This window comes from Klebsiella sp. JN_Kp126, from assembly GCF_033843325.1.
GTDB lineage: Bacteria > Pseudomonadota > Gammaproteobacteria > Enterobacterales > Enterobacteriaceae > Klebsiella > Klebsiella michiganensis.
Window position 1 is genome coordinate 1 of the sequence record NZ_JAWXQV010000043.1, and the last position, 17,572, is coordinate 17,572.

General features: G+C 58.5%; 10 protein-coding genes and 1 pseudogene. All 11 read left to right on the forward strand.

All coding sequences use genetic code 11. The annotated features are described in order from the left end of the window. Positions 1 to 769: 769 nt before the first annotated feature. The 11 genes and pseudogenes from dppA to bcsD all read left to right on the forward strand — a co-directional run bounded on the left by dppA (position 770) and on the right by bcsD (position 17,569). Positions 770 to 2,377: a dipeptide ABC transporter periplasmic-binding protein DppA gene (dppA, locus tag SIK97_RS03710; protein WP_004855324.1), complete on the forward strand. Its 1,608-nt coding sequence runs from the start codon at positions 770 to 772 to the stop codon at positions 2,375 to 2,377. A gap of 107 nt (positions 2,378 to 2,484) precedes the next feature. Then, positions 2,485 to 3,504 carry a dipeptide ABC transporter permease DppB gene (dppB, locus tag SIK97_RS03715; protein WP_014227188.1) on the forward strand — a complete coding sequence of 340 codons (1,020 nt, stop codon included), beginning with the start codon at positions 2,485 to 2,487 and terminating at the stop codon, positions 3,502 to 3,504. A gap of 9 nt (positions 3,505 to 3,513) precedes the next feature. Further along, complete coding sequence (gene dppC, locus SIK97_RS03720) at positions 3,514 to 4,416, forward strand: dipeptide ABC transporter permease DppC (RefSeq protein ID WP_025106797.1); 903 nt, start codon at positions 3,514 to 3,516, stop codon at positions 4,414 to 4,416. A gap of 10 nt (positions 4,417 to 4,426) precedes the next feature. Further along, positions 4,427 to 5,410: a dipeptide ABC transporter ATP-binding protein gene (gene dppD / locus SIK97_RS03725; protein WP_004855320.1), complete on the forward strand. Its 984-nt coding sequence runs from the start codon at positions 4,427 to 4,429 to the stop codon at positions 5,408 to 5,410. Next, on the forward strand, positions 5,407 to 6,420 hold the full coding sequence (dppF, locus tag SIK97_RS03730) for a dipeptide ABC transporter ATP-binding subunit DppF (RefSeq protein WP_014227185.1): 1,014 nt from the start codon (positions 5,407 to 5,409) through the stop codon (positions 6,418 to 6,420). Before dppD ends, dppF begins: the two co-directional genes overlap by 4 nt. 714 nt (positions 6,421 to 7,134) lie before the next feature. Then, a complete protein-coding gene (gene bcsO / locus SIK97_RS03735) occupies positions 7,135 to 7,713 on the forward strand; it encodes a cellulose biosynthesis protein BcsO (protein ID WP_014227184.1) in 579 nt (192 codons plus the stop codon). Position 7,714: 1 nt separating this feature from the next. Continuing rightward, positions 7,715 to 8,507: pseudogene (gene bcsQ, locus SIK97_RS03740) on the forward strand (cellulose biosynthesis protein BcsQ). A 20-nt stretch (positions 8,508 to 8,527) separates the two neighbouring features. Further along, the gene (gene bcsA / locus SIK97_RS03745) at positions 8,528 to 10,639 is read left to right on the forward strand and encodes a UDP-forming cellulose synthase catalytic subunit (protein WP_052958990.1); all 2,112 of its coding nucleotides are present in this window, start codon (positions 8,528 to 8,530) and stop codon (positions 10,637 to 10,639) included. Continuing rightward, positions 10,636 to 13,044 carry a cellulose biosynthesis cyclic di-GMP-binding regulatory protein BcsB gene (bcsB, locus tag SIK97_RS03750; protein WP_057173464.1) on the forward strand — a complete coding sequence of 803 codons (2,409 nt, stop codon included), beginning with the start codon at positions 10,636 to 10,638 and terminating at the stop codon, positions 13,042 to 13,044. The genes bcsA and bcsB overlap by 4 nt, the downstream gene beginning before the upstream one ends. After that, positions 13,041 to 17,093 carry a cellulose biosynthesis protein BcsC gene (locus SIK97_RS03755; protein WP_057173463.1) on the forward strand — a complete coding sequence of 1,351 codons (4,053 nt, stop codon included), beginning with the start codon at positions 13,041 to 13,043 and terminating at the stop codon, positions 17,091 to 17,093. The genes bcsB and SIK97_RS03755 overlap by 4 nt, the downstream gene beginning before the upstream one ends. Next, entirely contained in the window at positions 17,093 to 17,569 is a 477-nt protein-coding gene (gene bcsD / locus SIK97_RS03760; protein ID WP_032751640.1) for a cellulose biosynthesis protein BcsD, read from the forward strand. Before SIK97_RS03755 ends, bcsD begins: the two co-directional genes overlap by 1 nt. Positions 17,570 to 17,572: the final 3 nt, after the last annotated feature.

The window sequence follows — 17,572 nt, forward strand, 5'->3', positions numbered from 1 at the left end:
TTGCCCGGGCTACGGGTTCAGCGTTGTCTGCGGGCCGGTAGCCCGGACAGATGCGCCAGCATCGCCTCCGGGAAAATACGCTGCTTGCTAAGAGTGTAAGAAAACGCCTCCACCCTCATTTCCTGGCGCCAATTCCCTATTTTGTGACATCTTCCATTGTATTTTTTTATATATACTCCGATCTTTTTTCGCGAAGCTTATGGATAACTTCAGCATTTTCCGCTGTGCGTTTTAACGTTCACGCTATTTATCGCTCACATATTGGTCACATCGCAAGAAATTTTTACCATTTACCATAATTGCTTATCACTGGCTGCTGGAAAATATTAAGGTGTTTATTCTGTCTATTGGCCGCTAGCATAAATTTCTCTGCTGGAAATAGCGCTTTGCACTTTTTTTAATCTTTGCCCGCCAATTCTCACACCGGATGTAAAACCAGGTTGGCTGTATTGACGTTTCCCCATTCTGTTGACAGATTGTAGGGCATGAGGGGCATTTCATGGAGAATCCGTACTGCAACTCAGTCGTTTTTGTGAAAGGAATCCCCATCTCTCTCAACGCTTTCGGGCACCACCGACCGGACCGGGTATATTCTAAATAGTTCGAGCTGCGGGAAGGCGGCAAGCGTGAGAATCCCAAGGAGCATAGATGACTATGTGACCGGGGTTATCGAGCGCAGCCAACGCATCCGTAGTTCGCAATATGACGAATAAAAATAAATAAAGGTCTGGCGGATATATGCAAACAACATCACATTTGGAGCAGAATAATGAGTATTTCCTTGAAGAAATCAGGGATGCTGAAGCTTGGTCTGAGCCTGGTTGCCATGACCGTCGCAGCAAGCGTACAAGCGAAGACCCTGGTTTATTGTTCAGAAGGTTCGCCGGAAGGCTTTAACCCGCAGCTCTTCACCTCTGGTACCACCTATGACGCCAGCTCAGTGCCGATTTATAACCGCCTGGTGGAATTCAAAACCGGCACCACGGAAGTCATTCCGGGCCTGGCTGAAAAATGGGAAGTTAGCGAAGACGGGAAAACCTATACCTTCCATCTGCGTAAAGACGTGAAGTGGCAGGATAATAAAGATTTTAAACCGACCCGCACGCTGAACGCCGATGACGTTGTCTTCTCCTTCGACAGACAAAAAAATACCAATAACCCGTACCATAAAGTGTCTGGCGGCAGCTATGAATACTTTGAAGGGATGGGATTACCTGACCTGATTAGCGAAGTGAAGAAAGTGGACGATAACACCGTCCAGTTCGTGCTGACCCGTCCGGAATCGCCGTTCCTTGCCGATCTCGCCATGGACTTCGCCTCTATTCTGTCAAAAGAGTATGCCGACAACATGCTGAAAGCCGGTACGCCGGAGAAAGTGGACCTCAACCCAATCGGTACCGGCCCGTTCCAGCTGCTGCAGTACCAGAAAGACTCCCGTATTCTCTATAAAGCCTTCCCGGGCTACTGGGGCACCAAGCCGAAAATCGATCGCCTGGTCTTCTCCATTACCCCTGATGCTTCCGTGCGCTACGCTAAGCTGCAGAAAAACGAATGCCAGATTATGCCGTACCCGAACCCGGCAGACATCGCGCGCATGAAGGAAGACAAAAACATCACGCTGCTGGAACAGCCGGGCCTGAACGTCGGCTACCTCTCCTTCAACACCGAGAAGAAGCCGCTGGATGATGTCAAAGTTCGCCAGGCGCTGACCTACGCGGTCAACAAAGAAGCGATTATCAAAGCCGTTTACCAGGGCGCAGGCCAGGCCGCGAAGAACCTGATCCCGCCGACCATGTGGGGCTATAACGACGACGTTAAAGACTACACCTACGATCCAGAGAAAGCGAAAGCGCTGCTGAAAGAAGCAGGCCTGGAAAAAGGCTTCACCATCGACCTGTGGGCGATGCCGGTACAGCGTCCGTATAACCCGAACGCGCGCCGTATGGCTGAGATGATTCAGGCCGACTGGGCGAAAGTCGGCGTCCAGGCCAAGATCGTGACCTACGAGTGGGGTGAATACCTCAAGCGCGCGAAAGCGGGCGAGCATCAGACCGTCATGATGGGCTGGACCGGCGATAACGGGGATCCGGATAACTTCTTCGCCACCCTGTTCAGCTGCGCGGCGGCAAAAGACGGTTCTAACTACTCCCGCTGGTGCTACAAGCCGTTTGAAGACCTGATTCAGCCGGCTCGCGCCACCGATGACCACAACAAACGCATTGAGCTGTATAAGCAGGCTCAGGTCGTGATGCACGATCAGGCTCCGGCGCTGATCGTCGCCCACTCCACCGTCTATGAGCCGGTGCGTAAAGAGGTCAAAGGCTACGTGGTCGATCCATTAGGTAAACACCACTTCGATAACGTCTCTATCGAATAATAACAGCGTGTTTCCCCTCTCCCCGCCTTGGGGAGAGGGAATTGACATTTGTGAGCAATACAGACGTCCTGTCACCAGGCGGGCCGTCTCCAGAGAGAATCCGGGTTATGTTGCAGTTCATTCTCCGACGTTTGGGACTTGTCATCCCAACATTTATCGGTATTACCCTTCTCACTTTTGCCTTCGTTCATATGATCCCCGGCGACCCGGTGATGATTATGGCGGGCGAACGTGGTATTTCCCCTGAACGTCACGCGCAGCTGCTGGCCGAAATGGGCCTCGATAAACCGATGTGGCAGCAGTACGTCAACTATATTTGGGGCGTGATGCACGGCGATTTGGGCATCTCGCTGAAAAGCCGTATTCCCGTTTGGCAAGAGTTTGTACCGCGCTTTAAGGCCACGATGGAGCTGGGCGTCTGCGCGATGATTTTTGCCGTCATCGTCGGGATCCCGGTGGGCGTGCTGGCGGCGGTTAAACGCGGCTCTATCTTCGACCACACCTCCGTGGGCCTCGCGCTGACAGGCTACTCTATGCCCATCTTCTGGTGGGGCATGATGCTGATCATGCTGGTGTCGGTACAGCTTAACCTGACGCCGGTTTCCGGGCGTATCAGCGATACCGTCTTCCTTGACGATACCCTGCCGCTGACCGGATTTATGCTGATCGATACCGCGATTTGGGGCGAGCCGGGCGACTTTATTGATGCGGTGATGCATATGATCCTGCCCGCCGTGGTGCTGGGGACGATTCCCCTGGCGGTGATTGTGCGTATGACCCGTTCGTCGATGCTGGAAGTGCTGGGCGAGGATTATATCCGTACCGCGCGCGCGAAAGGCCTGACGCGGATGCGGGTGATCATCGTTCATGCGTTGCGTAACGCGATGCTGCCGGTGGTCACGGTGATCGGTCTGCAGGTCGGTACGCTGCTGGCGGGGGCCATCCTGACCGAAACCATCTTCTCCTGGCCGGGCCTTGGCCGCTGGCTGATTGACGCGCTGCAGCGCCGCGACTATCCGGTGGTGCAGGGCGGGGTGCTGCTGGTGGCGACGATGATTATTCTCGTCAACCTGCTGGTCGACCTGTTGTACGGCGTGGTGAACCCGCGTATCCGGCATAAGAAGTAAGGGGCCATCATGTCACAAATTACTGAAAATAAAGTTGTCGCCGCGCCGGTGCCAATGACCCCTCTGCAGGAGTTCTGGCACTATTTTAAACGCAACAAAGGCGCCGTCGTGGGGCTGGCCTATGTCGTGGTGATGATTATCATCGCCATCTTCGCCAACTTCCTCGCGCCCTATAATCCGGCGGATCAGTTCCGCGATGCGCTGCTGGCTCCGCCGTTCTGGCAGGAGGGTGGCAGCGTGAGCCACCTGCTCGGCACCGATGACGTCGGCCGCGATATCCTGTCGCGCCTGATGTACGGCGCGCGCCTGTCGCTGCTGGTCGGCTGTCTGGTAGTGGTACTGTCGCTGATCCTCGGCGTGGTGCTCGGCCTTGTCTCGGGCTACTTTGGCGGAGTGGTTGACTCGGTCATTATGCGCGTTGTCGATATTATGCTGGCGCTGCCGAGCCTGCTGCTGGCGCTGGTGCTGGTAGCCATCTTCGGTCCGTCGATCGTCAATGCCTCAATAGCGCTGACCTTTGTCGCCCTGCCGCACTACGTGCGTCTGACCCGAGCGGCGGTGCTGGTAGAGGTAAACCGCGACTACGTAACCGCTTCCCGCGTGGCGGGGGCAGGCGCGATGCGTCAGATGTTCATCAACATTCTTCCTAACTGTCTTGCGCCGCTGATTGTTCAGGCGTCGCTGGGCTTCTCTAACGCCATTCTCGATATGGCCGCTCTTGGCTTCCTTGGCATGGGTGCGCAGCCGCCGACACCGGAGTGGGGCACGATGCTCTCCGACGTGCTGCAGTTCGCGCAGAGCGCCTGGTGGGTCGTCACCTTTCCGGGTGTCGCTATCCTGCTGACGGTGCTGGCATTTAACCTGATGGGTGACGGTCTGCGTGACGCGCTCGATCCCAAACTGAAGCAGTAAGAGGTTCGAGATGGCGTTATTAAATGTAGATAAACTCTCGGTGCACTTCGGCGACGAAGGGACGCCGTTCCGCGCCGTAGATCGCGTAAGCTACAGCGTAAATCAGGGCGAAGTGGTCGGTATCGTCGGCGAGTCCGGCTCGGGTAAATCGGTCAGCTCGCTGGCGATTATGGGGCTGATTGACTATCCCGGCCGGGTGATGGCTGAAAAGCTGGAGTTTAACGGTCGCGACCTGAAGCGCATTTCCGAAAAAGAGCGCCGCCAGCTGGTGGGCGCGGAAGTGGCGATGATCTTCCAGGACCCGATGACCAGCCTGAATCCGTGCTATACCGTCGGTTACCAGATTATGGAAGCCATTAAGGTGCACCAGGGCGGCAACAAGAAAACCCGCGTGCAGCGGGCGATTGACCTGCTGACGCTGGTGGGGATCCCCGATCCGGCTTCGCGTCTTGACGTCTATCCGCACCAGCTTTCCGGCGGTATGAGCCAGCGCGTGATGATCGCGATGGCCATCGCCTGTCGGCCAAAGCTGCTGATTGCCGATGAGCCCACGACGGCGCTGGATGTGACCATCCAGGCGCAGATCATCGAACTGCTGCTGGAGCTGCAGCAGAAAGAGAATATGGCGCTGATCCTGATCACCCACGATCTGGCGCTGGTGGCCGAAGCGGCGCACAAAATCATCGTCATGTACGCGGGGCAGGTGGTGGAAACCGGCGACGCGAAGGATATCTTCCGCGCGCCTCGCCACCCCTATACGCAGGCGCTGCTGCGCGCGCTGCCGGAGTTCGCTCAGGATAAAGCGCGCCTTGCCTCGCTGCCGGGCGTGGTGCCGGGCAAATACGACCGTCCGAGCGGCTGTCTGCTCAACCCGCGCTGCCCCTATGCGACCGACAAATGCCGCAGCGAAGAACCTGAGCTGAACCTGCTTAACGGCGGTCGCCAGTCGAAATGTCATTACCCACTTGATGATGCCGGGAGGCCTGGGCTATGAGTACGCATGAGGCCACCACGCAACAGCCTCTGTTGCTGGCCACCGATTTGAAAAAATACTATCCGGTAAAGAAGGGGCTCTTCACGCCGGAACGCCTGGTCAAGGCGCTGGACGGCGTCTCGTTTACCCTTGAACGCGGTAAAACGCTGGCGGTAGTGGGGGAGTCCGGCTGCGGTAAATCCACGCTCGGTCGTCTGCTGACGATGATTGAAATCCCCACCGGCGGCGAGCTCTATTATCAGGGACAGGACCTGCTTAAGCACGATCCGCAGGCGCAGAAGCTGCGCCGGCAGAAAATCCAGATTGTGTTCCAGAACCCCTACGGTTCGCTGAACCCGCGTAAAAAGGTGGGGCAGATTCTGGAAGAGCCGCTGCAGATCAACACCAGCTTGAGCAAAGAGCAGCGCCGGGAGAAGGCGCTGGCGATGATGGCCAAAGTGGGCCTGAAAACCGAGCACTACGACCGCTATCCGCATATGTTCTCCGGCGGCCAGCGTCAGCGTATCGCCATTGCCCGCGGTCTGATGCTTGACCCGGACGTGGTGATCGCCGACGAACCGGTTTCCGCGCTGGACGTTTCGGTGCGCGCGCAGGTGCTGAACCTGATGATGGATTTACAGCAGGATCTGGGGCTTTCTTACGTCTTTATCTCCCACGATCTGTCGGTCGTGGAGCATATCGCTGATGAAGTGATGGTGATGTATTTAGGCCGCTGCGTGGAGAAAGGGACGAAAGATCAAATCTTCAACAACCCGCAGCATCCGTACACGCAGGCGCTGCTGTCGGCAACGCCGCGTCTGAATCCGGATGACCGCCGCGAGCGCATCAAGCTCACCGGCGAGCTGCCGAGCCCGCTGAATCCGCCGCCGGGCTGCGCGTTTAACGCCCGCTGCCGTCGCCGTTTCGGCCCGTGCACCCAGCTTCAGCCGCAGCTGAAGGACTACGGCGGCCAGCTGGTAGCCTGCTTTGCGGTCGACCAGGATCAGAACGGCGAGAAGCCCCTGAGCTGATTCAGGCAATCGATAATCAAAGCCGAAGCCTGTGCTTCGGCTTTTTTTTTAACCATAACTCAGCACTGTTGGAACAACCGACAACGAACAATACTGGCATTTTACGCCACAACCATTGCTATCTCGGGAGTCCGGGATAACTACATGAATGTATTTTACTTTATCTTGATTGTTTCTTTAGTCGGAGCAAATTAACAGCAAAAGCGATGCATAAAACTGTTCCTTGTTGTTCGGTCAACGCTTTATATTCCTGGTTTTTGGCTAACATCCTGAGCTATTTATTTTGGACGGGAACAATATTTTATTATTTTAATTAAGCGCGGTAAGTGATTTCTAAAGGCCTTAAAAAATATTAAAATGTATTCTCTTTAGCCTTCCCCTGGCGCGTATTACGCCGTTTTTTTAAATTCAGACAGTATAAAAAACTACGATCTGCTAATAGCCTGGCAGGCTGCGGGGGGATTGACGGCGCAGCCGCCCAAAAAATGGGGCTATCATTTTGAAAAAGAACTGTTAGTGTAACCGCACTACCACTATGGAATTACACCAGCCTGACCTATCCAAAATAATCAAATCGCGACTAAAGTTAGCGTATTGTGACGGCCGTAACGCCGGGTAAATGCCCAAAAAACAACAAATTAAACTACGCTTTAGTGGCGTGGGATGACAATTAAAACAGATTAAATATGACGTATTTAAATCATGAGGTTATCTATGAACCATTATGATGATTTGCAGCGCTTCAAGGAAAAGACGCGGACACACAGTCTAAAATTCAAGGACCTTTCATCAGAAGCCGCCGCCGGTGAAAAAGGGGATTGGGTTATTCTCAATCAACTTATTCCGGCGGAGGAAGCGTCTTCTTTGGCCATGGGTGGGTCAGTTTCCTTACCTCTGCCGCAGCGGGTTCCTGCCGATATGTTTCACAAGGTGGAGCCTGCGGTCGTTCAGGCTCCCCCGGCGCCCTCTTTGGCTGCACCGTCCCTGATTATCCCGCCCTCCGCGCCGCAGCCCGCCCCCGTGACGGACATGACTGCTGCAGTGGCCGTAGAGCCTGCGCTGCCGCAAAGCCTGGCAGCGGCTACGCCCGCTTCCCAGCCGGCGGTTTCTCAGGCTGCTGCGCAGCCGGTACCGGTCAGCGTCCCTGCTCCGGCAGTCAGGCCTCGTCCGGCGGCCGCGCCGACGACGGAGGGTTTTGCCCATCTTTTTGCGGCCAAAACCGCGGAGCCGGTAGCAAAAGATAAAGATCAGTCACTGAAATCACTCCTGGAGAGGATTGCGACATGCCGTTGATCTGCGTGTGTTCACCGAAAGGCGGCGTAGGAAAAACGACCCTGGCGGCAAATCTGGCCTGGGCGCTGGCCCGCGCAGGTAGCAAAGTTCTGGCCCTCGATTTTGATGTGCAGAACGCCCTGCGCCTGCATTTTGGCGTCCCCCTCAGCGACGAGCGCGGCTATGTCGCGAAAGCGCTGGAGCTCCATGACTGGAGCCAGTGCGTATTAAGCGCCGGCAGCAATATTTTCGTCTTGCCCTACGGCGACGTGAGCGACGCGCAGCGGCAGGCCTTCGATGAACGCCTGAGCCATGACGAGCATTTCCTGACCCGCGGCCTGGCGGCATTACTCAATTATCCGGGACTGATTACTATTGCCGACCTGCCGCCGGGCCCTTCGCCCGCGCTAAAGGCGCTCACTTCGCTTGCCGATATGCATCTGGTACCGCTGCTGGCGGATACCGCCTCGACGTCCGCGCTGGCGCACGTGGAAAAGCAGCGTCTGACCGGGGGCGAACTCAACCATAAACTCGGACACTATTTTGTGATCAACCAGAGCGATAACCGTCGCCAGGTCAGTCGCGATGTTACGGCGTTAATGGAAGAAAAGCTGGGCGATCGTCTGCTGGGCATCATCCATCGTGATGAAAGCGTGGTGGAAGCGAATGCTTCCCAGAAGTCGATCCTGGACTTTAACTCCTCCTCCGCAGCCGCCTTTGATATTGAAATTATTGCCAAAAAAATCTCTGCGCAGTTGGGTATCAATATTGGTGACGGCAAGGTGCATAGCCAGCCTCGCAGGTCAGGGCTTTAATTTAATTGCAGGGCTGCTGAATGAAAAAGACGCTTTTCTGGTTGCTGGTACTGGTACTTTCGCCCATTGCCGTGCTGGTGGTGATCACGCCGATGGACAGCCAAAAGCAGTATATTTTTGGCCTGCTGAGCATCGGTATTCTCTTTGTGATGGGGTTCAGTAAAAACCGCAGCGTTTCCGTCATCATGGTGGTGACATCGCTGCTGATGTCGACCCGTTATATGTATTTCCGTTTAACGCAGACCCTGCATTTTAACTCCACCATCGAAGCGATTCTGGGGATGGGGCTGTTTCTGGCGGAAGTCTATATCTGGGTGATGCTGCTGCTTAACTACCTGCAAACGGTCTGGCCGCTAAAGCGTGAAATTGTCCCGCTGCCGGATGATATGAGCAAATGGCCGACGGTGGATATCTATATTCCCAGCTATAACGAACCGCTTGAGGTGGTGCGTGATACGGTGCTGGCTGCGCAGTGTATTGATTATCCAAAAGATAAATTAAAAATCTATTTGCTGGATGACGGTAAGCGCAATGAATTCGCGGTATTCGCCGCCGACGTTGGGGTTGGGTATATCACCCGTAACGATAACAAACACGCCAAAGCGGGCAACCTCAACCACGCGATGACGCTGACCCACGGCGAGCTGATCTGCGTTTTTGATTGCGATCACGTGGCAACCCGCGTCTTTTTGCAGGCGACGGTGGGCGGATTCCTCAACGATCCGATGCTGGCGCTGGTGCAGACGCCGCACTACTTCTATTCTCCGGACCCCTTTGAGCGCAACCTCTCCGTGGGCCGCAATATTCCTAACGAAGGGATGCTGTTTTATGGCCCGATTCAGCAGGGGAACGACAACTGGAACGCGACCTTTTTCTGCGGCTCCTGCGCCGTCATTCGCCGCGCCGCGCTGGAGCAGATCGGCGGCTTTGCGGTAGAGACCGTGACCGAAGATGCCCATACCGCGCTGAAGTTCCAGCGCCTGGGCTGGAAGTCGGCGTTTCTTGATATACCTCTGGCGGCCGGCTTAGCCACCGAACGTCTGGTGGTGCACGTGATTCAGCGTACCCGCTGGGCGCGCGGGATGACGCAAATATTCCGTCTGGATAACCCGCTGCTGGGCCGTGGGCTGACGTTCCAGCAGCGCCTGTGCTATCTCAGCGCCATGCTCTATTATCAGTTCGCCCTGCCGCGGGTGGTCTTTGTCACCGCACCGCTGGCCTACCTGCTGTTCAACCTGAATATCATCTACTCCTCGGCCAGCCTGATTGTCTCCTACGCGCTGCCGCATCTGTTCCTCGCGATCTATGTCGGCTCGCGCATGAACGGCCGCTATCGTTACAGCTTCTGGGGCGAAATTTACGATATCGTGCTGGCGTTCCACCTGGTGCTGCCGACGCTGGTGACCATGATTTTCCCCAAACGCGGGAAATTCAACGTGACCGATAAAGGCGGCCTGCTGGACGTGGGCTACTTCGATTTTACCGTCGTCAGACCGCACCTGGTCGTCGCCTGTCTGCTGGGCCTGGGGGTGGTGGTCGGTATCGTCCGCGCCATCGGTCACGACTACTTTGGCTCAGACCCGAACGTTATCGCGCTGAACGTCGGCTGGGGGATTTACAGCCTGATCTTCCTGCTGGCCGCCATTGCCGTGGCGCGCGAAACCCGTCAGGTGCGAAAAACGATTCGTATTGATGTCGATATTCCGGTACTGATCCACTACACCAGCGGCATTGTCTCCCGCAGCCACACCGCGGACCTGTCCATGGGCGGCTGCCGCGTAAGCGCGCCGGATAAGCGTCATCTGCAGGATGAAATCGAAGAGATTGAGCTGATTCTCCAGTCCGGCGCGATTTCGATCCCGGTGCGCCAGGTCACCGCTGACGACCAGTTTATTCGTCTGCAATTTGATGAAAATATTCAGCTCTCCCGCCGCCGCGAGCTGGTGCGCGTGGTGCTGGCCCGCGCCGATGCGTGGATTAACCCGCCGCGCCCGCAGGACAACCCGTTCCGCTCTTTTGCCACCATTTTGCGCTGCGTATTCGAACTGTTCTGGCTGACGTGGAAGACGCGCCGTAGCCAGCGTCGTCAGCCGCCTGCGGTGAATCCAGCGCAGGAGGATGGCAGCCTATGAAACGTTTAACGACGCTTGCGCTGCTGGCCGGTATGCTCTCTGCGCCAGCGCTGCATAGCGAGGAAACGCCCCCGGACGCATTGCCGCCGCTTAATTTTCCGCTACCTGATGCGCAAGCCAGCGGCGCGTCGGCGCCTGCCAGCGAGTCGAATTCGCCCGCCACGACGGAGCCCGCGCCGGCAAACGTCCCTCAGCCGGCTTCGCTACCCGCGATGCCGTCGCCGGTTGCCTCTGGGGTCGCTGATACGGTGCCGCTAACGCCGATTGTCGGCGGAGACCTGAACCTCATGCAGATGGGCATGCCGGACGGTATCATCCTTAGCGGTGGACAAAACCAGGGCGGCGCCAGCTTTACGCTGCCCTCCGATCAGGTGGTCACCCACGCCCAGCTGATGCTGGATGTTAAGGTCTCGCCGGAGATGGCGTCCCGCAACGCCACGCTGCAGTTAATGCTCAACGGCCAGCCGCTCGGCACGCTGCCGCTGGGCGCGGACGGCGAGGAGATCTCGCACTATCAGCTGGATATCCCGGCGGCGCTGATGGTCTCCAGCAACAACCTGAGCTTTAAGATTAACGACGGCGATGCAATGCAGTGCCGGCTCGATATTCACGACACCTCGCGGGTGACCATTTTGCCCGCCTCCCACTTTAGCTGGGAGAGCCAGCAGCTTAATATCAGCAACGATTTAGGCCATTTCCCGCGCCCGTTTTTCGACAGCATGCAGATGACGCCGGCGGATATCGCTATCGCGTATCCGGAGAAACCAACGGCGGATATTTTCAGCGCTGCGGCGCTGGTGTCGTCATGGCTGGGTATTCAGGCCGATTATCGCGGTATCGCTTTTGACGCGCTGCGCGATCGCCTGCCCGAGAAGCACGGTATTATCATCGGCCACCCTGGCGATCGGGTGGGCGGCCTGACGCTACCGCAAACCGACAAGCCGCTGCTGCGGATCGTTGAGAACCCCGGCAATCCGGCCTATAAGCTGCTGCTCATCGTCGGCCAGAACGACGCGGCGCTGCGGATGGCCGCCTGGCGACTGACCCGCGGCGATTTCGCCCCGCAGACGGCCAGCATGGATGTTGATCCGCAGACGATAGCCGTCAGCAAGCCGTACGATGCCCCGCGCTGGATCGCCACCGATCGGCCGGTAAAAATCAGCGAGCTGATCCGCCAGGATCAAAGTATGACCGTCAGCGGCGTATGGCATGAACCGCTACGCGTGGCCTTCCGCGCCGCGCCGGACCTCTACCTGTGGGATGGCGAAACCATTCCCCTGCAGATCGGCTACCGTTTCCCGTCGGAGAGCTGGATTAACGAGGATAGGTCGCTGCTGAGCGTGACGCTCAACAACACCTTCCTCAACAACCTGCCGATGAATAAACAGGGTCCGCTGGAGAAGCTCTGGCGTCACCTGGGCGGCGACGCGCGTCAGGAGCGGTTCACTATCCCGCTGGCGCCGTATCTGATTTACGGCGATAACCAGCTCTCGCTCTATTTCAATCTGGTGCCGAAGGACAGCGCGCCCTGTTCGGTTCTGCTGAACAGCACGATTAAGAGCCGCATCACCGACGACTCGTGGATCGATTTGAGCGGTACGCGGCACTTCTCGCTGTTGCCGAATCTTTCCTATTTTGTCGGCGCGTCGTTCCCGTTCTCCCGGTTGGCAGATTATTCGCAAACCACGCTGCTGCTGCCGGAACAGCCTTCGGAAACGCAGGTCGCGACGATGCTGAATCTGGCCGCCCGTTCGGGTAATTCGACCGGTAAAGCGCTGGCCAATAACCGCGTGATGCTGGGCGTTCCTGACGACGGCGCGAATGCGCTGTTCCTGCGCGATCGCGATGTCCTGGCGGTGAGCGCCCTCGATCAGAAAGCGTTTAATCAGCGCCTGCTGGCCGATTCTCCCTATCAACCGGTCGATAACCTGCTGAGCGTACGTGAACCGGCGCTATGGACAAAAATTCAGCGCAGGCTGAGCGGCGACTGGGCCTCCGACGGCGTGGATGCCGATCGCTATTTCTCTTCCAGCAGCGCCTGGCGCGGGTTTATTAGCTATCGCTCGCCGTGGAACCCGCAGCGGGTGGTCGTGGTGGCGATGGCCAGCAGCGACGATCAGCTGGCGAAACTGGAAGACGATCTTAATTCACCGCGCATCAATGCCGGTATTCGCGGCGATACGGCGGTGATTACCAGCGACAACGGCGTGCGTAGCTTCCAGGTCAGTACGCCGTTCCCCAGCGGCCAGATGCCGTGGTACATGATGGCGGTGTGGTATGCCAACCAGCACTCCGGCCTGCTGGCGGTGCTGGGGTTAATCGCCACGTCCATTCTGGGTCTGGCGCTGACCGCGATGTTCAAACGTCATGCCCGCAAGCGCCTGGAGTCGGGAGATAGCCAATGAAAAGAGTCGGTAAAATGAATACGAAGGCGGCCCGTCAATTTTCCACGCTGTGCCTGTCCGGCGCGCTGACGCTTGGCGCCTTCGGCGAGGCGCAGGCGGCGGGTAACGATGCGGCGCTGCAGGCGCTGTTTGCGCAGGCCAACTACTGGCACGAAAAATCGCACGACGAGCTGGCGATGGAATCGCTGCAAAAAGTGTTATCGGTGGATGCCAACAACGCTCAGGCGCTGTATCTGATGGCGCTGTGGGCGCAGCAGGGGGGTAACCTGCAGGCCGCGGCCCAGTGGCGGGCGCGACTGGAGAAAGCGGCGCCCAACAGTCCCGGCTTGCAGGATCTGGATAGCGCCAAAAAAATGGCGCAGGTCCCGCAGGGGCAGCTCAACCTGGCCAGACAGCAGGCGCGCAGCGGCAACGTGCCCGCCGCGTTGGCGACCTGGCGGAGTATGTTCAACGGCAGCGTTCCGCCTTCCGGACTGGCGGCGGAATACTACATGACGATGGCCAGCGACAAATCGCTCTATCCGCAGGCGTTGAGCGAACTGCGTCAGTACGTCGCTCAGCATCCGCAGGAAAACGGGCCGCGCGTGGCCCTGGGCAAGGCGCTGACCTGGCGCGAAGAGACCCGCCGGGAAGGGATCGCCATGCTGGAGCCGATGGCCAGCGGCAGCAAAGAAGCCGATGCGGGACTGCGTCAGGCGCTGCTGTGGATGGGGCCGCAGCCGGGAGATGAGCCGTTTTACGATACCTGGATGCAGCGCCACCCGCAGGATAGCGAAGTGCAGAACTACTTCCGCGAACGGCGCAGCGGCCAGGCGCGCGGTCAGGGTTACGCTGACCTGAACAGCGGCAATACCGCCGCGGCGAAGCAGCAGTTTGAACAGGTCCTGCAAACCAATCCGCAGGATGCTGACGCGCTTGCCGGGATGGGCTATATCGCCCAGCGCAGCGGCGATTTTCAGGCGGCCTCTCAGTATTTGGGCCGGGCGGCGGATCTCGGCGGCGAGGGCTCTGAAACCCGGCGTCAGCAGGCGGGGGATGCGCTGTTTTACGGCCAGCTTGCTCAGGCGCAGCAGGCCTATAAGCAAGGCAACATTAGCCAGGCGCTGGCGCTCTCCGCGCCGCTGGCGCAGCAGAGCGGGACGCAGGGCTCGGCGGCGAAGCTGTTCCGCGCCGACGTTCTGCGCCACAACAAAGACCTGCCCCAGGCCGAACAAACGCTGCGGGCGCTGCTCAACGAGCAGCCGCAAAATGGCCCCGCCCGGGAGAATCTCTATTACGTTCTGCGTGAACAGAATAAAACCGCAGAAGCCCAGTCGTTGCTGCGAACGCTGCCGGAAAGCCTGCAGCAAAAGCTGCAGCCGCGCGTGGTCACCGGGACGCCGGGAGACTCCCTGCGTCGACAGGCCCAGGAGCAGGCCAGCGGCGGTAACGTGTCCGGGGCGATCGCCACGCTGCGCCAGGGCGTTTCTCGCTATCCGGACGATGCGTGGATGCGCCTCGATCTGGCCCGACTGCTGCAAAAATCCGGCAACGACGGCGAGGCGAATGCGATTATGGGCGCCGCGTATCGTCCCGGCGCCAGCAGCAGCTCGCTGTACGCCGCCGCCCTTTTCGCCAGCGAGAACGGCGGCTGGCAGCAGGCGCAAACGCTGCTGGCAAGAATTCCCCCCGCCAGCCAGACCAGCCAGATGCGCGATTTGCACCAGCGGGTGAACTACAACCTGCAGCTGGCGACGGCCGAGGGGTATCTGGCGCAGGGTAATTCCGTCGCGGCGTCCAATACGCTGAGGGCGATGGCCGCGACGCCGCCAAAAGCCCCGGCGGATGTCGGTAAACTGGCGCGCCTGCTGGCCCAGAGCGGCGATGTCACTACCGCGGTATCGCTGGTGCGTAACAATATTAACGGCGGCATCTCCGGCAACGCCGGGGATTACGCCGATCAGGTGACGGTGCTTAACCAGGCTGGCCTGACCAACGAAGCGCAGAGGCTGCTCACCAACCCGCAGCTGCAGGCAAGCAGTACGCCGACGCAGCTGGCCAGCATTCGCAACGGCTATGTGATTAACGACGCGGATCGCCTGCGCGAGCAGGGTAACTACGCGGCGGCGTATGACAAGCTGATGGGCGCCATGCAGAGCGACCCGCAAAATACCGACCTGATGTTCGCCATGGCGCGTCTCTATCAGAGCGGCAAAATGAATAAAGAGGCCGGGGTCGTCTATGACTACCTGATGACCCGCGATACGCCGACCCAGGACGCGCGCAGCGGGGCTATTGATGTCGCGCTGTCGGCGGGCGATAACGACCGGGCGGCGCAGCTGGCAAGCGGGCTGCGCCCGGATAATTCGCCGGACCGTTTGCTGCTGCTGGCGCGCGTGGCCGAATCGCAGGGCCATCATCAGCAGGCGATGACCTATCTGCGCAGCGCTCGCGGCAGGCTGCTGGGGTTACAGAGCAGCAACGGCACGCAAACGCCGACCGTGGGCGGCGTGCTGGCGGCGGATAATCCGTTCGTCGGCGTCTCGCGCACGCCGGCGGCGACGCGTACCGCCTCCAGCTACGGGCAATATATGCCGTGGCAGGTTTCACAGGTATCGACGGGCGATGGCAGCACGCTGCCGGGGATCCAGCGCACCGATCTGCCGGTCGAAACCGCGCAGACCCGGATGCTGCGCCAGGTGGATACCATGATGGAGACGTTGCAGGAAAAAACCGGCACCTGGCTGCAGGGGGGCATGGAGGTTCGCGGCCGCGATGGCGAATCCGGCACCAGTAAGCTGACCGAAATCAAAACCCCGCTGACCTGGTCCTCCTCGCCGTTCGGTGATTCGCGTTTCGACTTTACCGTGACGCCGATTACGTTGAACGCAGGGACGGCAACCGGGGACGCCTGGCGGCGCTATGGCGCGAATCCGCTATCAAACGCGGTCTCCAATATGATCTCCACCGCCACCAGCGAGCAGGCGGCGATTGCGGCGATGACCGCTACCGAGCGCACGACGTACTTTGCCAACAATCCGGGGGCGGAGACCTTGAGCGGTCTCGGCACGCTGAATGCTTCAGACTTTAACGCCACCACCAGCAGCGGCATGGAGAATCTGGCGAAGCTGGGCGCTTACGATTCCGGGCAGGTCGCCAGCTATCTGGCTTCTTCAAATCTGAAACCTAACGTTGATCGGGCCAGCGGCTCAACCGATTCGCAAAAAGCCAACGGCGTGGCGCTGGCGCTGGCGCTGAGCGGCGACGAATATCGCGTCGATATCGGCAGCACGCCGCTGGGTCAGGATCTGAATACCGTGGTGGGCGGCGTGAAGTGGTCGCCGAAGCTGACTAACTATCTGTCGCTGATTTTTACCGGCGAGCGTCGTTCGCTGACCGACAGCCTGCTCTCCTGGGTGGGGCTGAAGGATTCCTACTCCGGCAAAACCTGGGGTCAGGTGACCAAAAACGGCGGTACCCTGCAGCTCAGCTACGACGACGGCGATGCCGGTTTCTACGTCGGCGGCGGGGGCTATAGCTACCTGGGACAAAACGTCGCCAGCAATACCAGCATCAACGCCAACGCCGGGGTTTATCTGCGGCCTTACCACGATGAGTATCGTCAGCTGCAGACCGGGCTGAGTATGAGCTACATGGATTACTCGAAAAACCTGAGCTACTTCACCTACGGACAAGGGGGCTACTTCAGCCCGCAGAACTACGTCAGCGTGTCGCTGCCGGTAAGCCTGACGGAGAAATATGATAACTGGACGATGAAGCTTGGCGGTTCGGTGGGGTATCAATCTTACAGCCAGGATAAGAGCGCCTATTTCCCGACCAACGCCGAGTGGCAGCAAACGCTCGAGACCGCTGTGAGCAACGGTTTTGCCAAAGAGGCCTACTATTCAGCCACCTCGAAGAGCGGCATCGGCTATACCCTGCGCGCCGGCGCGGATTACAAAGTCAATAAACAGATGACGCTCGGCGGCCAGGTGGGTTATGACACCTTCGGCGATTACAACGAGAGCACCGCCGGCCTCTATATCCGCTACATGCTGGGAGATCGCTGATCGTGACGGACAATAATAATGCGCTGGTAATGGCCTGGTTTCAGCAGCAGCAAACCCCTGCCGGGTGGTTCGATCTGCTGCTGATTATGGTTGATGGCATGGTCAATAACGCGGGCGAGCTGGAGAGCCAGCCCTTTCTGCGGCAAATGGGCGAGGCGCTGGCCGATGAGCATCCGCTACCGGAGTCGGAAACGCTCGGTGAGCTGGAAGCCAATATGAATGCGCAGCTAAGCCGGTTTCAGTGGGGCGTAGTGAGCGTTGAGGTTAGCGATGACGGCCTGCGGTTACGCCATCAGGCGCTGCCGATGAGCCGCGATGAAGCGCGCCGCGTCCGCTGGTGTAATGCGTTTTGTGCCATACTCGAGGGGCTTTATTCCCGCTGGCTACAGGGACAGGGCGGCGCGGCGCACGTGGTGTTACAGCGCGAGCGGCTGTTTTCGGTCTCTGACGTTCAGTTTCTTTACTTCCATCCCTGAAGG

Bases quoted from the DNA above. Each gene is read 5' to 3' on its own strand.
- dppA (WP_004855324.1), top strand. From the start codon at position 770: ATGAGTATTTCCTTGAAGAAATCAGGGATGCTGAAGCTTGGTCTGAGC.
- SIK97_RS03755 (WP_057173463.1), top strand. From the start codon at position 13,041: ATGAAAAGAGTCGGTAAAATGAATACGAAGGCGGCCCGTCAATTTTCC.
- dppC (WP_025106797.1), top strand. From the start codon at position 3,514: ATGTCACAAATTACTGAAAATAAAGTTGTCGCCGCGCCGGTGCCAATG.
- bcsO (WP_014227184.1), top strand. From the start codon at position 7,135: ATGAACCATTATGATGATTTGCAGCGCTTCAAGGAAAAGACGCGGACA.
- dppB (WP_014227188.1), top strand. From the start codon at position 2,485: ATGTTGCAGTTCATTCTCCGACGTTTGGGACTTGTCATCCCAACATTT.
- bcsB (WP_057173464.1), top strand. From the start codon at position 10,636: ATGAAACGTTTAACGACGCTTGCGCTGCTGGCCGGTATGCTCTCTGCG.
- bcsA (WP_052958990.1), top strand. From the start codon at position 8,528: ATGAAAAAGACGCTTTTCTGGTTGCTGGTACTGGTACTTTCGCCCATT.
- dppF (WP_014227185.1), top strand. From the start codon at position 5,407: ATGAGTACGCATGAGGCCACCACGCAACAGCCTCTGTTGCTGGCCACC.
- dppD (WP_004855320.1), top strand. From the start codon at position 4,427: ATGGCGTTATTAAATGTAGATAAACTCTCGGTGCACTTCGGCGACGAA.